Source organism: Nonomuraea sp. NPDC052116, from assembly GCF_040680035.1.
GTDB lineage: Bacteria > Actinomycetota > Actinomycetes > Streptosporangiales > Streptosporangiaceae > Nonomuraea > Nonomuraea angiospora_A.
In genome coordinates, this window is record NZ_JBFAWA010000010.1 from 161,861 (window position 1) to 176,332 (window position 14,472).

General features: G+C 70.7%; 17 protein-coding genes. 8 read left to right on the top strand and 9 right to left on the bottom strand.

All coding sequences use genetic code 11. The features are described 5' to 3' along the window. Positions 1-86: 86 nt before the first annotated feature. The gene (locus tag AB0L65_RS21350) at positions 87-923 is read left to right on the top strand and encodes a serine hydrolase (protein WP_364247991.1); all 837 of its coding nucleotides are present in this window, start codon (positions 87-89) and stop codon (positions 921-923) included. 267 nt (positions 924-1,190) lie between these two features. On the opposite strand, the gene AB0L65_RS21355 is transcribed toward AB0L65_RS21350, so the two are convergent. Further along, positions 1,191-1,706 (bottom strand): hypothetical protein, encoded by a 516-nt coding sequence (locus tag AB0L65_RS21355; RefSeq protein ID WP_364247993.1) that lies wholly within the window; start codon positions 1,704-1,706, stop codon positions 1,191-1,193. Positions 1,707-1,758: 52 nt separating this feature from the next. Further along, positions 1,759-1,938, bottom strand: coding sequence for a hypothetical protein (locus AB0L65_RS21360; RefSeq protein WP_364247995.1), 180 nt, complete (start codon positions 1,936-1,938; stop codon positions 1,759-1,761). 72 nt (positions 1,939-2,010) lie between these two features. On the opposite strand from AB0L65_RS21360, the gene AB0L65_RS21365 reads away from it, so the two are divergent. Then, the gene (locus tag AB0L65_RS21365) at positions 2,011-3,063 is read left to right on the top strand and encodes a LacI family DNA-binding transcriptional regulator (RefSeq protein ID WP_364247997.1); all 1,053 of its coding nucleotides are present in this window, start codon (positions 2,011-2,013) and stop codon (positions 3,061-3,063) included. A gap of 9 nt (positions 3,064-3,072) precedes the next feature. Here AB0L65_RS21365 and AB0L65_RS21370 read toward each other — a convergent pair whose 3' ends face one another. Continuing rightward, positions 3,073-3,447 carry a DUF4267 domain-containing protein gene (locus AB0L65_RS21370; protein WP_364247999.1) on the bottom strand — a complete coding sequence of 125 codons (375 nt, stop codon included), beginning with the start codon at positions 3,445-3,447 and terminating at the stop codon, positions 3,073-3,075. 181 nt (positions 3,448-3,628) lie between these two features. Between AB0L65_RS21370 and AB0L65_RS21375 the strand changes: the two genes are divergently transcribed. Further along, positions 3,629-3,961, top strand: coding sequence for a hypothetical protein (locus tag AB0L65_RS21375; protein WP_364248001.1), 333 nt, complete (start codon positions 3,629-3,631; stop codon positions 3,959-3,961). A 201-nt stretch (positions 3,962-4,162) separates the two neighbouring features. Here the strand turns inward: AB0L65_RS21375 and AB0L65_RS21380 are convergent, their stop codons facing one another. Then, on the bottom strand, positions 4,163-4,912 hold the full coding sequence (locus AB0L65_RS21380; RefSeq protein ID WP_364248003.1) for a type II CAAX endopeptidase family protein: 750 nt from the start codon (positions 4,910-4,912) through the stop codon (positions 4,163-4,165). Positions 4,913-5,065: 153 nt separating this feature from the next. Here AB0L65_RS21380 and AB0L65_RS21385 point away from each other — a divergent pair, with 153 nt between their 5' ends. Together AB0L65_RS21385 and AB0L65_RS21390 are read left to right on the top strand one after the other, a co-directional pair. Next, entirely contained in the window at positions 5,066-6,151 is a 1,086-nt protein-coding gene (locus AB0L65_RS21385; RefSeq protein WP_364248005.1) for a sensor histidine kinase, read from the top strand. Then, positions 6,148-6,789, top strand: coding sequence for a response regulator transcription factor (locus AB0L65_RS21390; protein ID WP_364248007.1), 642 nt, complete (start codon positions 6,148-6,150; stop codon positions 6,787-6,789). The genes AB0L65_RS21385 and AB0L65_RS21390 overlap by 4 nt, the downstream gene beginning before the upstream one ends. A 174-nt stretch (positions 6,790-6,963) precedes the next feature. Here AB0L65_RS21390 and AB0L65_RS21395 read toward each other — a convergent pair whose 3' ends face one another. After that, a complete protein-coding gene (locus AB0L65_RS21395) occupies positions 6,964-7,329 on the bottom strand; it encodes a hypothetical protein (RefSeq protein WP_364248009.1) in 366 nt (121 codons plus the stop codon). A gap of 153 nt (positions 7,330-7,482) precedes the next feature. Between AB0L65_RS21395 and AB0L65_RS21400 the strand changes: the two genes are divergently transcribed. Continuing rightward, positions 7,483-7,758: a hypothetical protein gene (locus AB0L65_RS21400; protein ID WP_364248011.1), complete on the top strand. Its 276-nt coding sequence runs from the start codon at positions 7,483-7,485 to the stop codon at positions 7,756-7,758. A gap of 10 nt (positions 7,759-7,768) precedes the next feature. On the opposite strand, the gene AB0L65_RS21405 is transcribed toward AB0L65_RS21400, so the two are convergent. The 4 genes from AB0L65_RS21405 to AB0L65_RS21420 form a co-directional block, all read right to left on the bottom strand. Continuing rightward, entirely contained in the window at positions 7,769-9,169 is a 1,401-nt protein-coding gene (locus tag AB0L65_RS21405; protein ID WP_364248013.1) for an MmgE/PrpD family protein, read from the bottom strand. Between the two features lie 13 nt (positions 9,170-9,182). After that, positions 9,183-9,977, bottom strand: a complete 795-nt coding sequence (locus AB0L65_RS21410) for a cyclase family protein (RefSeq protein ID WP_363981856.1) — start codon at positions 9,975-9,977, stop codon at positions 9,183-9,185. A 76-nt stretch (positions 9,978-10,053) separates the two neighbouring features. Next, positions 10,054-10,866 carry an RNA methyltransferase gene (locus tag AB0L65_RS21415; RefSeq protein ID WP_364248015.1) on the bottom strand — a complete coding sequence of 271 codons (813 nt, stop codon included), beginning with the start codon at positions 10,864-10,866 and terminating at the stop codon, positions 10,054-10,056. Then, positions 10,859-11,629 (bottom strand): DUF4184 family protein, encoded by a 771-nt coding sequence (locus AB0L65_RS21420; RefSeq protein WP_364248017.1) that lies wholly within the window; start codon positions 11,627-11,629, stop codon positions 10,859-10,861. Before AB0L65_RS21420 ends, AB0L65_RS21415 begins: the two co-directional genes overlap by 8 nt. 165 nt (positions 11,630-11,794) lie before the next feature. Between AB0L65_RS21420 and AB0L65_RS21425 the strand changes: the two genes are divergently transcribed. Both AB0L65_RS21425 and AB0L65_RS21430 read left to right on the top strand, forming a co-directional pair. Continuing rightward, entirely contained in the window at positions 11,795-12,433 is a 639-nt protein-coding gene (locus AB0L65_RS21425; protein ID WP_364248019.1) for a hypothetical protein, read from the top strand. Between the two features lie 192 nt (positions 12,434-12,625). Continuing rightward, positions 12,626-14,398: a substrate-binding domain-containing protein gene (locus tag AB0L65_RS21430; RefSeq protein ID WP_364248021.1), complete on the top strand. Its 1,773-nt coding sequence runs from the start codon at positions 12,626-12,628 to the stop codon at positions 14,396-14,398. The last annotated feature ends 74 nt before the right edge of the window (positions 14,399-14,472 follow it).

Here is a 14,472-nt window from a genome sequence, read left to right on the forward strand (position 1 = left end):
ACCTGGCATTGATTTACCCCCATCTGATCGGGCTTTATGGCGTAGTTAGGCAAACGGACCCTTGATCTCCTGTCAACATGATTGCCATGCGTATTGGGGGTTTCATTGGCTCCGCCGTACTCGCGCTGGTTGCGGGACTCGCCTCCCCGGCCGCGGCGGCGGACGCGCCGGAGGTCGGGGCAAAGTCGGCGTACCTGGTCGACTCTGCGGGAACGATCCACTTCGGCAAGCGCGAGACTCGCCGGGTGCCCGTGGCCAGCCTGGTCAAGGTCATGACGGCGTACGTCGTGCTGCGCGAGGCCAGGCTGAACGACACGATCACGATCACGGCGACCGACGTCAAGCACGCGACCAGCAACGGCGCGACCACGGCGGCGCTGAAGAAGGGTGAGCGGCTCACGGTCAACGATCTGCTGTACGGTCTCATGCTGCCGTCGGGGGCCGACGCGGCCAACGCCCTGGCGCGGCGCTACGGCCCGGGCAAGACGGCGTTCGTCGCCAAGATGAACCGCACCGCCCGAGCCCTCGGGCTGTCCGACACCCGCTACACCAACCCCGACGGCCTGCCCACCCCCGGGAACGGCGGCTACTCGACGGCCGTCGACCAGGTCAAGCTGGCGGAGCAGGCGCTGGACAACAGCACCTTCGCGGCCGTGACGGGCACCAAGGTGCACAAGGTGGCCAAGACCGCCCTGCACCGGGCGCACACCTGGCGCAACTCGAACAAGCTGCTCTCGCGCGCCGACGGCGTGCTCGGCGTGAAGACCGGCTACACGCGCGCCGCCGGCTACTGCCTGCTCTTCGCCGGGGAGCGGGGCGGCAAGCGCGTGGTCGGCGTGCTGCTCGGGGACCAGAACGAGCGCCGCTTCGAGACGGCCGAGCGGCTGCTGGACTACGCGGGCGAGCAGATCGCCGGCGGCTAGCGGCTCGCGGGTGTACGGGTCGGCGGGGGCGGCCCACACCTGACCGGCCGGACCGGTCTCGACGATCCGGCCGTGGCGCAGCACCGCCACGTGCCGGATCAGGGCCAGGTCGTGACCGATGAACACCTGGCACTGCCCGCCGGACAGCTCGTACGGCCTGCGCCGGGCGAGCGCGGGATCCCGGCGGACGAGGTCGCTCCGCGATCACGCCGCGGAACGGTCCACGGGCGGCACCCTGCGGACGAGTCAGAGGCCAGGGGACAGGGCTCACCCGAAGGTGATCTTGCCGCTCCCAGGAAGCGTGCTCATCCCCCGAGCGGCGCAACCGAGGAGGGCCGCCGCCGGTGACAGGCCGCCACGAACGCGCTCCCCCTTGAGCGCGCCGGCGGCGATGGTGCCGGTGAGCAGGGCGTCGGCCGGGTGCTGGGTGGCGAGCCGGTCGGCCTTGATACGCAACCTCGAAGTGCCGACGGGCCGGCCGTCCCCGCCGAACCAGGTGATGACGGCACCCCCGCGCACATCGCGGGCACTGGTGCACGAGGCCTCCGCGGTGGCCTTGACGGCGACCCAGCCGGAGCGCAGGGACGCGGCCGAGCCGTCGGGTGAGGTGCAGCCGGTGAGCTGGAGGTTCCCCCGGGCGGCGACGCGCCGCGGCGTGAGGCCGACCTGCGGCGTGAACGCCAGCGGCCGCTCGGACGGCGTGGCGACGGCGCAGGTCAGGGCCGGGTCCGGGAGGCCCGCCGGGGCCGAGGTGGCGATCGCGATGATCCAGTCCAGGTACATGAGCCTTCCCCGTTGGCTGCTGTACGTAATCAACGCCTCACATTGTGCTGCATCACGCGGTACGGCACGCCGGATCCAGCCGATCCGCGGTCCACCTGAGCGAGTGCGCCACCCGTACGCGCACCTTGGCCCTCGCGCGGTGCGGCCGCCGGGGCGCGCCCGGCAGGGCTTCGCCGAGCGACTCCCGGTAGCCCATCGCGGTCTGGTGAGCGATGACTTGCATGGCGTCCATAAACCCTCCTTAATCAATTAAGACCTTAATCGATTAAGATCGGCCGGGCAAGCTCTTCGGTACGGTGGGACGATGGCCAGGGTGACACTGCAGACGATCGCCGACCGGCTGGGCGTGTCCCGGGCCACCGTGTCCTACGCGTTCTCCCGGCCCGACCAGCTCAGCGACGGGCTGCGGCAGCGGATCATGGAGGTGGCCGACGAGCTCGGCTACGCGGGGCCCAACCCGACGGCGCGATCGCTCCGGCTGGGGCGGGCGGGGGCGCTCGGGCTGCTGTTCAGCGAGACGCTGGCGTACGCGTTCGCCGACCCGTACGCGATCGGCTTCTTCCAGGGACTGGCGACGGCGGCCGAGGACGCGGGGGTGGGGCTGCTCATCCTGCCGCTGCCGCACGGCGACCGGCGCAGCGAGACGGTCAGGGACGCGGTGGTCGACGCGTTCTGCGTGATGTCGCTGCCCGACGGGCATCCGGCGCTGGCGGAGGTGCTGGCCAGGAAGCTGCCCGTCGTCGTGGTGGACGAGCCGTACGTGCCGGGGCATCCGTTCGTGGGGACCGACGAGCCGGCGGCCGCCGCGGCGGCGGCGCGGCACGTGCTCGAGCTCGGGCACCGGCGGATCGGGGTGGCCATGGTCGGGCTGCACGACGACGGCCACACCGGCTGGGCCTCCCGTGAGCGCCAGGAAGGCGCGGTGTTCGAGGCCATGCGGCGGCGTGCCGGCGGATACCGGCAGGCGTGCGAGGAGGCCGGGATCGACTGGTCAGGGGTGCCGTTCTACGAGGTGGCGCGCAACTCCCGCGAGGCCGGCAGGAAGGCGGGGCACGCGCTGCTGGGGCGGGACCCGCGTCCCACGGCGATCCTCACCAACACGGACGTGCTGGCGCTGGGGGTCCTCGACGCCGCCGCCGACCTGGGGCTGGCGGTGCCCGGGGAGCTGTCGGTGGTGGGGTTCTCCGACAGCGCGGCCGAGGAGGCGGGGCTCACCACGATCCGGCAGGCCAAGCAGGAGATGGGAGCGGCGGCGGGGCGGCTGCTGCTGTCGGGGGCCGCGGCGGAGCCGGAGCGGCTGGTGTTCCCGCACGAGCTGATCGTCCGCACCTCGACCGCTCCCCCGGCGCACGCCTGACAAAGCAGGTCACGCCAGGAGGAGCAGCACGCCCGCCGCGGCGCTGACCAGGGCGGTGGCGCCGTGTATGCCCCACGAGATGCTGGGGTGGCCGCCGCGCCTGGCCACGATGAGCGCGTCGCCGAGGGGGATGATGCACATGACCAGGATGACCCACCCCAGCGTGTGCGCGTCCGCCACGGCGATCATGACGAAGATGGCCAGGGCGGTGCCGAGGTCACGAACGGCCTTCACGGAGAAGTACGCGCCCGTGTCCATGCCCGAGGCCGAGCCCGGCACGCCGTACGCCTTGGCCGCGGCCTCGGGGACGAGGAGGAAACGCAGGCCGACCACAACGAGGCCGATGCCGACCAGGGCTGCGATCACATAAGCGGTGGTGACCATTTGGTGCACTCCAAGCGAGAGTCATCGGTAGAAGTGCTAGCAACGCTAACCTAGCGATGACTCAATGTCTAGCAGTGCTAGAAAACTGGTCGCCTAGTCCTGCCAGACGGCGGCCACCGCGGCAGTCGCGGCCCCGGCGACCACCAGGCCACGGCTTTCCCACGCCGAGCGGGCGGCGGCCATGATGGAACGGGCGGTGCTGCGCCCGGGCGACTGGGTCTGCTTCGACGGCGGTGAGCACCAGGTCGTCGGGCTGGCTGGCACGTCGGTCCGACTGCGGTCGGAGGCGGGCGAGCAGGTGGTGCCGGCCGGGTATCTGATGGCCGCGGCGGACTTCGCGGTCATCGGCGCCGGGGCCGCGCCTGTCGGCGTACAGGTGATTGTGCAGAGGCAGGTACGCGCAGATATGCAGAGGTGGCGCAGTGCCGGTGGCACGCTCATAGATCTCGGCGACGTTGGGAAAGATCAACTCATCGTCGGCCACTCAAGAACCACAGCCCGACTCGCGGTCTGAAATATGGTGACCAGACGTTCACCGCGACTGAGACGGCCAGTCCCCCAAGGACCTGCCCGCCGCGCCCCCGCGCGACGGAACGGCATGGCCGGAGGAGAGCGATGAGCGGCCCCCTGACCCACGCCTTCTGGCCGACGGCTACGCCCTGGAGCGCAGTAACGTGCTGAGCGCGCCCTGGCTGAGGAACTCGGCTGCGCGTTCTCAGGCCCCTACCTGCTCGCTTGCCCGCGGACTCGGTTTGAGGACGCCCTGCCCCCTGAGCAGGACGACTCCCGCCAGCGCGAGCCCGATGGCCATCAGCACGAGCAGGACGCTGAGGCTCTCCGGCTTCATGGGCACGCTGCGCATGCCCATGTGGAAGCCCAAGTGCACGCCGGCCGCCATCCACAGCCCGCCGCCACGCACCCGCGCCGCGCCTGCCGCGAAGCCGAGCGCCGTGGCCATGAGCACGTAGAGCAGCTTTTCCCCGATGGTGGTTCCCGAGCCTTGGGAGAAGATGTGCATGGAACCGAATGCGGCCGACGTGATGATCAGGACCGCTCGTGGCGACAGCCGTTGCGACAGGCTGTCGAAGACGTGGCCGCGCCAGAGCAGTTCTTCCGGGAATGCCTGATTGAGCAGAAGCATGACGGCGCCCAGCGGCAGTGAACCCAGCAGGACGGAGGCGTCCATCGACACCCAGGTTCCGGCGCCCACGGCCATGGTCATCCCACAGGCGGCGAGCATCGGCAGCGCACCCGCGAAGACGCCGAGCAGGAGGTGCCACGGTTTCCCCCAGCCCAGTGACGACCATGGCCGCCGGTCCAGGAATCGCCGGATCAAATAGACGAACAGCAGCGCGGTGAGCGTGATACCGAGTGGGCCGAGAAGATTCACCAGCGGGCTCGTCCGGTCGATGAACAGTAACGGGAGGGTGGAGCCGATGGTTGCCTGGGCGAGCATGAGGACCATGGCGAGGAGGACGGTCCAGAGAGTTTTCATGCCGGGAACGCTAGGGAAACGCGGACGCGCGGCGCATCGAGCCAGAGATAGAACTCACCATGACCAACGTCATGATGACCTTCGGTGGATCACAGGTGCCCGGCGGAATCGTAAGTTTGTCGTATGGCATGGCTACGTGACCCCGATCGGCCCGCTCTCCTGAGCTTGGTTTTCTGGCTGGTGCTCGGGGCCACGGTCGCGGTCAACCTGATGCTGCCCAGCACCGTGCCGAACCGGGTCCTGTTCTTCGCTGATGTCGTGTTGCTGTGCGGGCTGTGGATGGTGATGCCATGGCGGCCCGGACGCGGCCGTCTCCTGGCGACCCCCGTTTTCCTGGCGGGCACCTTCGCGCTGGGGCTGATCGGGGCGGCGGGCACGCACGCGCCCTTGACGCTCATGGGTGTGGCCAACCTCGCCTTGGTGTACGGCACGCGGACTGCCGCCGCCATCCTGGCTGCCTTCGGCGCGATCTTGGTCATCACCCCTCTCGTGTTCTACGGCAGGACGCTCGTCCAGACGCTGGCCGATCTGGCGGTGATCGCGGTGCTCGGTGTCTTCTCCGTGGGCATGGCGTCGGCGGTGTTGCGGGCCAGGAAACTCACCGAGCGGGTGCGGGAGCTGACCGTCGCCGAGGAGCGCGCCAGGCTCGCGGCGGAGATGCACGACTCGATCGGCCACCACCTGACCGTGATCAAATTAGGCTTGGAGAACGCCGAGCGTTTCCGCGAACGCCGGCCCGAGGCGGCGTGGGAAGAGGTGCGTCAGGCCAAGGAACTCACCCAGGCGGCGCTGGCCGACACCCGCCGGTGGGTGCGCGCGCTGCGCCCTCTGGCGCTCAACGGCGACCTGGGCAGTGCCGCGCTCCAGAAACTGGCCGACTCCTTCTCCGGTACAGGCGTCACGGTCACCTTCGAGGTGGAGGGGACGGAACACCCGTTGGAACCCGACACCGAACTGGTGCTCTACCGGGTGCTGCAGGAAGGGCTCACCAACGCCGTACGGCACGCGGAGGCGACGTCCGTGCGCGGCACGCTGACGTTCGAGAAGAGGAGGATCGTGCTTGTGGTCACCGACGACGGCAAGGGGTTTGGCCAGGGCCATGGGTTCGGCCTGAGCTCGCTGAGCGACCGGGTCAGGGCGCTTGGTGGCAGGCTCGTCAGCGGCAACAAGGCGGTGGGCTTCGAGCTGCGTGCGGAGCTGCCGTCGTGAGGGCGGTCCGGGTGCTGCTGGTCGACGACCAGGAACTGATGCGGCAAGGGCTGCGCAAGCTGCTGGAGATCGAGGAGGGCATCGAGGTCGTGGGCGAGGCCCCCGACGGGGTGGCCGCACTGGCGGCGATCGACGAGACCTGCCCTGACGTGGCGCTCGTGGACGCCCGGATGCCGCGCATGGACGGCGTGGAGCTGATCATCCGGCTGTCGGCCGAGCACCCCGGGGTGGCGGCGATCGTGCTCAGCACCTTCGACGAGGACGACTACATCTTCGGGGCGCTGCGCGGCGGCGCCGTCGGCTACCTGCTCAAGGACTGCTCACCCGACGAACTGGTCGCGGCCGTCCTGCGCGCCAGTCGCGGCGAGACCGTGCTGAGCAGCCCGGTCGCCGCCCGGCTGGTCGCCAACCTGCGCGGGACACCGGCGCACGGCGCGTTCTCTGGCGAGGAACTGCTGTCCGGCAGGGAGCTCGAAGTGGCGCGGATGGTGGCCGCCGGGGCCGCCAACAGGGAGATCGCCGCTCGGCTGCACATCACCGAGGGCACGGTGAAGAACCACGTCTCGAGCGTGCTGCGCAAGCTGGGGCTGCGTGATCGCACCCAGCTCGCTCTGCGCCTGACAGAGCGGCGGTCCTGACCTCGCGAAGCGATTCCGCAGCAGGGCTGGCGGCTGCTCCGATGCGACGGGAGTTATTGCCGAGGAGACCGGCACCTCCACCGGCACCCGGTCGCGGCTGATGCGCCGGGCGGTCAAGCGCGTCGAGCAGGTCCACGGGCCCGGCGTCGTTCCGCTGCCGGGCCGCTCGGCCTTCTACGCTTTGGTCGAACGGCTGGCCGCGGGCAAGCACACGTTCGGCTCGGCGGGTTCGGCGGCGCTGCGCTTGTCGGCCTCCCGAATGCCGCACGCCCGGCTGATCGACATCGACAGGCGGATCGCGAACCCGACCCTCCGCGGCCGGGACGTCACCGGCGAGTGGACGATCGAGGACAGTTCGGCGGCCGGCGCACGGCGGGCCGGACCGAGCAGGTTGCCCATGGAGCTCCCCACGACCTGTCGCCAGCCCCGCGGATCCGGCGCCACCAGGACAGCGGCCCGCACGCCGTCGCCCAGCTCCGCGATCTGCCGCTCCACCCCGGGCATGATCCCCCCGCCCCGCGTGATCGGCGCGATGACCACGACGCGGTCGTGGCCGGCGGCGAGGCTGACGCCGGCGGGGCGAGCGCATGCCGCACTCCTCGGGTCGAGTCCGGCCCGGCCGCGGGAAACCGGTTACCGACCGGGAGTCACGTAGGTAAGGTTGCCCTCACACCTCTCCCGAAGGACAGCCCCATGGCGCAATTCATCGAGGTCCGAGCGACGGTCGAGGGCCACGAGAGGGCGGCCGCCCTGGCGAAGGGCATCTTCAGCGCCGGCTTGGCGGCCTCGATCGACATCGCCGAAGTGCCGTCCCCGCGCCGCGACACGACCGTCTGGGAGCTCACGCTCATCACGACGGACGGTCAGGTCACGACGCTCGAACGGCGCATCAGGGAGACCGCCGACGGCTGCTCCGTCACCAGCCGGCCGGTCACGCGCGACGCCGACGGCTACCCCGACTGGCTCTGAAGCAGTCCGATCACCGGACGGTCAGCCGGAGCAGCGGTGCCACCGAAGGCGCCGAGGGAAGGTCCGCTACCGCCGCCAGGAGGGCGTCCACCTTGTCCGACGGCAGCGCCCGTCCCGCGTTGGCGCGGAACTTGACCCCCAGCTCGTCCGCCGTCAACGGGTGCTCCGGCCCGCCCCGCGAGGAGTCCACGCGGTGTTCCAGCGTCGAGCCGTCACGCAGCCGTACCCGCATCACCGCCGCGAACGCGCGCGGGAAGATCTCCGAGGCCCGCTCGTCCGCCACGCAACGCACCCGCTTGGCCAGCTCCAGCCGCTCCGGGGACAGGGCGGCGAAGTCGTCCAGGGAGAGCCCGAGCCCGCCGCCGCCGTGCAGCGCCGCCGCGACCGTGTACGGGCCGGAGAACTTCGCGTGGTACGGCGACCTGGGCGCGGTCTTCTCCTCCCGGGGCTCCGCGATCGTGCGCAGCACCGGGGCGGGCACCCCCAGCTCGATGTCCTCGACGTCGTCCGGGGACAGGCCGCCGGCCCGCAGCGCCAGGGCGCAGTCGATGGCCGGGTGGGTGAAATGGTTCGTCGGGTAGGGCTTGTAGACCGTGCGCAGGAGCTCCCACCGCTCGCCCAGGCCGGACAGCAGCGCGGCGTCGTCGTACCGGCCGTCGAGCCAGGCCTGGAAGAACCCGAACCGCCCCTCCAGCACGGTCGGCGGCCCGGTCACGCCCTCCAGGGCGAGCACCGCGGCCGAGACGCCCGCGTGCGCGGCCCAGCCGCAGTGGACCCGCTTGATCGTCCCGCCCGTGCGGTTGGCCTCGATCACGCCCGCGCCCATGCTGGCCGCCACGCCGACCGCGTGCGCGATGCCGTCCGCCGTCAGGTCGAGCAGCAGCCCCGCCGCGACCGCGGCGCCCAGCGTGCCGCAGATGGACGTCGCGTGCTGGCCCTTCTCGAAGAAGAGCGAATTGCGCGCCTCAGGCAGGTAGGAGGCCATTCCGAGGCGGTTGCACACCTCGACGCCCGCCGCGATCGCCGCGGCCAGCGCGGCCCCGCTCGCCCCGGTCGCCTCGGCGACGGCCAGCGCGGCCGGCACCACGGAAGCGCTCGGGTGCAGCACCGACGGCAGGTGCGTGTCGTCGTAGTCGAGCGCGTGCGCCAGCGTGCCGTTGACCAGCGCCGCCGCCGGCGCGGGGAGCCGGTCGCCGCTGCCGAGCGCGCTCGACTCCTCGACGCCGCCCCACCTGCGTACGGCCCGCAGCACGGCCGGTCCCGCGTCGCCCTCCGGCTCGGCGTAGGCGGCCAGGCAGTTGCCCAGCACGTCGAGCACCCGTCCGGTCACATCGTCGCGCACCCGGTCGGGAACGCCCTTGTCACGGCAGGCGACTGCGAACTCGGCCAGCCGCTGGACATGGGTTATCATGGTCCCTCTCAGGTCAGTCGATCACGGCGAGCGGACGGACGGGGGCGCCGGTGGCGCCGACGACCGGCAGCGGGTTCAGCACCAGCACGAACTCGCGTGCCCCCGAGTCCAGCAATTCGGACAACCGCATGGTCTCCACGATGTTGATGCCCGACTCCACCAGCATGATCCGGTGCACGGGCAGCGTGGCATGCCCGCGACCGGGCGCGATGTGCTCGAAGGCGATGGACTCGCCGCCCACCACGCGCGGCCGGCGCTCGGCCAGCCAGCGCGCCGCCTCGACGCCCGGCCCGGGGACGCCGCCCCGCTGACCGACGAACTCCTCCGCCGACGACCACAGCCGCGACCAGCCGGTGCCGATGAGCACGGCGTCGCCAGCGCGGATCTCCAGGTCGCCGGCGGCCCGCGACAGGTCGTCGGCGGTGATCTCGTAGCCGGCCGGCAGCGTGTCCACGCCGTGCACGGCGGCCACGTCGAGCAGGACGCACCGGCCCACGTACGGCTCGAAGGTGTCGATGCCGAGCGCGCCGAACCCCTCGTGCGACATCACCTCGGACGCGGGCCGCCCGCCGTACAGGAGCCCTTCCTGCGAGACGTGCGCGAGCGCGTCGACGTGCGTGCCGACGTGGCCGCCCGTGACGATGATCTCGTTGGCGGCGGAGCCGCCGTCGGGCCTGACCATGTCGCCGTGCCTGCGCTCCAGCGCCATCCGGAACGGGGGGTGGTTCGGTGACTGCGGCATGCCTTTGCGCATCGGCTGCGCGAGATCAAGGACACGCGCCCCTTCCAGCGCCTTCCACAAGGACATCTCGGACGGCTCTCCTTATGTTCCGATCATGAAAACAGCGTCTCGACAGTACACAAGACGGACAAAACCGGCTCAATCAGCCCGCCGACCGCATCAACCCATGACAGGCGATGGCCGCGGCGGCCACCACGTTGAGCGAGTCGACGCCCGCCGCCATCGCCGACCGGCTCATCGGGATGCACACCGCCCGGTCGGCCTCGTGCAGCCAGTGGGAGGAGAGCCCGTCGCCCTCGGCGCCGAGCAGCAGCGCGACCCGCTCCGCCGGCTCGACGGTGTCCAGGGGCGTGGCCGCCTGGTCCGGGGTCAGGGCCAGGGTCTGGAAGCCCGCCTCCCTCAGCTGCGCCAGCCCGCCGAACCAGTCGTCCATCCGCGCGTACGGGATCGAGAACACCGCTCCCATCGACACCTTCACCGCCCGCCGGTAGAGCGGATCCGCGCACCGGGGCGACAGCACGACCCCGTCCACCCCCAGGGCGGCGGCGCTGCGGAAGATGGCGCCGATGTTGGCGTGGTCGACCAGGTCCTCCAGCACGAGCAGCCGCCGGGCGCCGCCCTTCAGCAGGGTCTCGACGGCGGGGAGCGGGAGGCGTTCCATCGAGGCGAGGGCGCCGCGGTGCACCGGGAAGCCGGCGATGCCCGACATGATCTCGTCGCTCACCACATAGACCGTCGCGTCGCCCAGGACGTCCTCGAGCGAGGCCAGCCAGCGAGGCGTCGTCAGGACCGAGCGGATCGGGTAGCCGGTGCCGATGGCCCGCCTGATCACCTTCTCCCCCTCGGCCAGGAACAGGCCGCGCGACGCCTCCAGGCTCTTGCGCAGCTCCACGTCCCGAAGCCGGGTGTAGTCGGACAGGCGGGGGTCGTCGGCGTCGGTTACGTACTCAAGCACCTTCCGATACTGCCATGCGCCGCCTGACCTGCCAGACCGCCGCGTAGCCGGCGAGCACCAGGCACAGGCCGATCAACGTGCCGGCGCCCGTCTTGGTGATCACGCTGGGCAGGCCCAGGTGCGGGACGGGCTCGTCCACGAGGGGCCAGAGGAACGCTCCAGCCACCGTTCCGATCGAGCACAGCGTCATGACGACCGCACGCACGCGCGGGGCGATCCGCAGGCGTTCCGGTACGGGGGCCGCGGGCATCCGGGACAGACCGCGCCAGCCCCACCACACCACGACGGCCAGGCCGATCACGGACGAGACGTACTGCAGCAGCCGGAAGAGCCTGATCACGCCCATGACCGAGACCGCCAGCCAGCCGCCCCACTCCACCGGGCCGGTGGAGTGGGTGAAGGAGTCCCACAGGACGTGGCTGGCCGCGCCGATCACGCCCCCGACCGCCATGGGGAGCAGTCGGAGCCGGGACGGCGCCAGGAGCGCGGCGCGGCCGGCCAGCGAGGGCGGGAGCAGCGAGATCAGCGGGTCCCTGAAGACGCCGTGGAAGAGCGGCAGCAGCACCAGCACGGCGGCCAGGTCGATGGTGACGACACCGAGCCAGGAGTGCCAGTTGCCGTAGTCGGGCAGGAACGGCAGGAAGATCGGCAGATCGGGCACCATCGCCCCCAGCGCCATCGCCCATGGATCGGCGAACCTGCGTACGCGCTGTGACGAAATCAGCGGCACCATCGCGGCCATATGACTGGGCGTGAACGGCAACCGGCCCTCCCTCGGTGTTCCGGGCAACCTTCGCGACCTGGCGATCAACGCTCATTATGCGGGCAAGCTTGACCATCCTTTGCCCGGACGAAACTACGCTACTGTCTGTAATGGGTACGGTACGTATCGCTGTCGACGGCCGGATAGCCGGGAGTGCGGGGGGTCATGGTGCCTGACCAGCGGATTCATGAGCGTCCGGCCGCGTCAGCCGATTGGCTGCGCGCAGCCCGCGCCGCCCGGTCGCTCTCCGTCGCCACTCTGGTCTGGCTGAGCGTGGAAAGCACGCTCGGCCTGGCCGCCGGCTTCGCGGCCCACTCACTGGCGTTGATCGGCTGGGGGCTGTCGGCGTTCGTGGAGGCGGCGGCCAGCCTGATCGTGGTGTGGCGCTTCACCGGCGCCCGCACGCTCTCGCCGCACGCGGAGAACACCGCCAGGAAGGCGGTCGCGGTGAGCTTCTGGCTGCTCGCGCCGTACCTCGCCCTGCATGTGGCGCACGACCTGGACGCGGGGCACCGGGCCACGCCGAGCGTGCTGGGGATCGTGGTGACGACGTTCAGCCTGGTCAGCATGCCGGCGCTGGGGATCGCCAAGCGGCGACTCGGCGCGCGCCTGGCGTCCGAGGCGACGTCCGGCGAGGGGACGCAGAACCTCATCTGCGCGGCCATGGCGGCGGGAGTGCTGGCGAGCCTGTGGCTCAACACGCTGGGATGGTGGTGGGTCGATCCGGTCGTGGCGGTGGTGCTGGCGGCGGTCGCCGTACGGGAGGGAAGCCGGGCGTGGCGCGGCCATCAGTGCTGCCATTAGCCCCCGATTCGCCGATCATGCATATCTCTCAGAAACCGTCACGCACGCGGCCAACACCACCCACACAGGGTAATCACCGCACCAAAAGGGCTGTTTTCCCGCACTCGCCACACCGAGTATCGTTCCCGGAGTATTGCGGAGCATCTCCCGCTAGGGTCTCCGGAAGGTCTCAAGCACACCTAAGAGGACATCGTGGGGCGACACCGCACAGACGAGCTTGATGGCGGATACAGAGCGCACGAACCACCCCCAGCCCGCAGAAGGTCGAACGGCCGCGGCAGGGTTCTCGTACCGCTGGCCGGTGCCGTCGCGCTGGCCGTGCTCCTCGGCGTCGCCGCGTTCGTGATCTTCAACCGCGACCACGACTGCTCGGGCGGCAAGCTGGCGCTGCGGGTCGTCGCGACGCCCGACATCCAGCCCGCGCTGAACAAGGTCGCCGGCAACTACAACAAGGCCATGCACTCGATCGACAGCAAGTGCGTCGAGGTGACGGTGGCCAAGGAGGCCGCGGCCAGGACCGCGAACGCGGTGGCCGCCGGCAAGGCCAAGGCGGACTTCTGGGTGGCGGACTCCAGCCTCCTCATGGAGAGCCTGCGCAACACCCCGGCCGGCCAGGCCCTGCCGCAGATCGAGGGGTCGATCGCGACCTCGCCCGTGGTGCTGGCGACGGCCAAGTCGTTCGCGTCGAAGCTGAGCGGCGCCCTCCAGCCGAGCTGGGCCGCCATGATCTCGGCCGCGAACGTGGCCAACGTGGACGGGCCGGGCAAGAAGGTCCGCGTCCTCGCGCTCGACCCGCAGAAGAACTCCGCCGGGCTGGCCGCGCTGCTGGCCGCCGCCGGCACGGCGAAGGAGGCCGGGCTGGACAAGGCGCTGGTGGGCGCGATGAAGGAGCTGTCGGGCCAGCTCGCCTCCGACCCCACGGCGCTGCTGGCCAGCCTCACCGTGAAGTCCGGCAGCAGGGTGCCCATCGGCGTCACCTCCGAGCAGGCCATCTACGCCCACAACGCGAAGAAGCCGGAAGCGCCGGTGGTCGCGCTCTATCCCAAGGAAGGCACGCTCAACCTCGACTACCCGGTCACGGTCCTGACCAAGGACCCGGCGGTGCTCAAGGCGGCGGCGGACTTCAAGCAGGACCTCGCCACGGAGTCGGCCAAGAAGACCCTGCGCGAGGCGGGCTTCCGCAGCACGGACGGCAAGGCGGGCGACGCGCTCGCGACGGACAAGGGCTTCAAGCAGGAGACCCCGACCGCGCTGGAGCCGCCGGACGGCAAGACCGTGGCCAGGATGGTGCAGACCTGGTCCCGGCTGAACCTCGGCAGCCGCCTGCTCACGCTGCTCGACGTCTCGGGCACGATGGCGCTGCCGGTCCCCGGCACGGGCATGACCCGCATGCAGGCCATCAACAAGATCGCGACCGAGGGCCTGGGCCTGTTCCCCGCCGACTCCGAGCTGGGTCTGTGGACGTTCTCCACGCATCTGGACGGACAGGACAAGGACTGGAAGGAGCTCGTCTCCATCGGACCGGTCAGCGAGTCGGTCAACGGCACGCTGCGCAAGGACATGCTGGGCAAGGCGTTCGCCTCGATCCAGGCCAAGCCCACGGGCGACACCGGGCTGAACGACACGATCAAGGCCGCGTACACGCAGCTGACGAAGACGTACCAGGAAGACAAGATCAACACGCTGCTGGTCCTCACGGACGGCGCCGGCAACGACGACCCGGACGGCGGCGTCAAGAACAGCGAGATCCTGCAGTTCCTGAAGAAGACCTACAACCCGAAGCGGCCCATCAGCATCCTGCTCATCGCCTTCGGCCCGGAGGCCGAGAAGGGCAAGCAGCAGATGGACGCCCTGGCCAAGGCCGCGGGCGGCGAGGCGTACATCGCCAAGAACGTCCTTCAGGTGCGCGACTTCTTCCTCCAGGGCATGGAACGCCGCCTCTGCATGCCGGCCTGCGACGGCTGAGAACCGCCGAAGGATCACCCCCATGCCTTATGGGCATAGGGGGCGAACCGGCCAGAAAGGGGCCGCGTCCTCTC

Coding starts and splice junctions, on each gene's coding strand:
- AB0L65_RS21350 (WP_364247991.1), top strand. CDS start 87: ATGCGTATTGGGGGTTTCATTGGCTCCGCCGTACTCGCGCTGGTTGCG.
- AB0L65_RS21355 (WP_364247993.1), bottom strand. CDS start 1,706: ATGTACCTGGACTGGATCATCGCGATCGCCACCTCGGCCCCGGCGGGC.
- AB0L65_RS21360 (WP_364247995.1), bottom strand. CDS start 1,938: ATGGACGCCATGCAAGTCATCGCTCACCAGACCGCGATGGGCTACCGG.
- AB0L65_RS21365 (WP_364247997.1), top strand. CDS start 2,011: ATGGCCAGGGTGACACTGCAGACGATCGCCGACCGGCTGGGCGTGTCC.
- AB0L65_RS21370 (WP_364247999.1), bottom strand. CDS start 3,447: ATGGTCACCACCGCTTATGTGATCGCAGCCCTGGTCGGCATCGGCCTC.
- AB0L65_RS21375 (WP_364248001.1), top strand. CDS start 3,629: ATGATGGAACGGGCGGTGCTGCGCCCGGGCGACTGGGTCTGCTTCGAC.
- AB0L65_RS21380 (WP_364248003.1), bottom strand. CDS start 4,912: ATGGTCCTCATGCTCGCCCAGGCAACCATCGGCTCCACCCTCCCGTTA.
- AB0L65_RS21385 (WP_364248005.1), top strand. CDS start 5,066: ATGGCATGGCTACGTGACCCCGATCGGCCCGCTCTCCTGAGCTTGGTT.
- AB0L65_RS21400 (WP_364248011.1), top strand. CDS start 7,483: ATGGCGCAATTCATCGAGGTCCGAGCGACGGTCGAGGGCCACGAGAGG.
- AB0L65_RS21405 (WP_364248013.1), bottom strand. CDS start 9,169: ATGATAACCCATGTCCAGCGGCTGGCCGAGTTCGCAGTCGCCTGCCGT.
- AB0L65_RS21410 (WP_363981856.1), bottom strand. CDS start 9,977: ATGTCCTTGTGGAAGGCGCTGGAAGGGGCGCGTGTCCTTGATCTCGCG.
- AB0L65_RS21425 (WP_364248019.1), top strand. CDS start 11,795: ATGGTGCCTGACCAGCGGATTCATGAGCGTCCGGCCGCGTCAGCCGAT.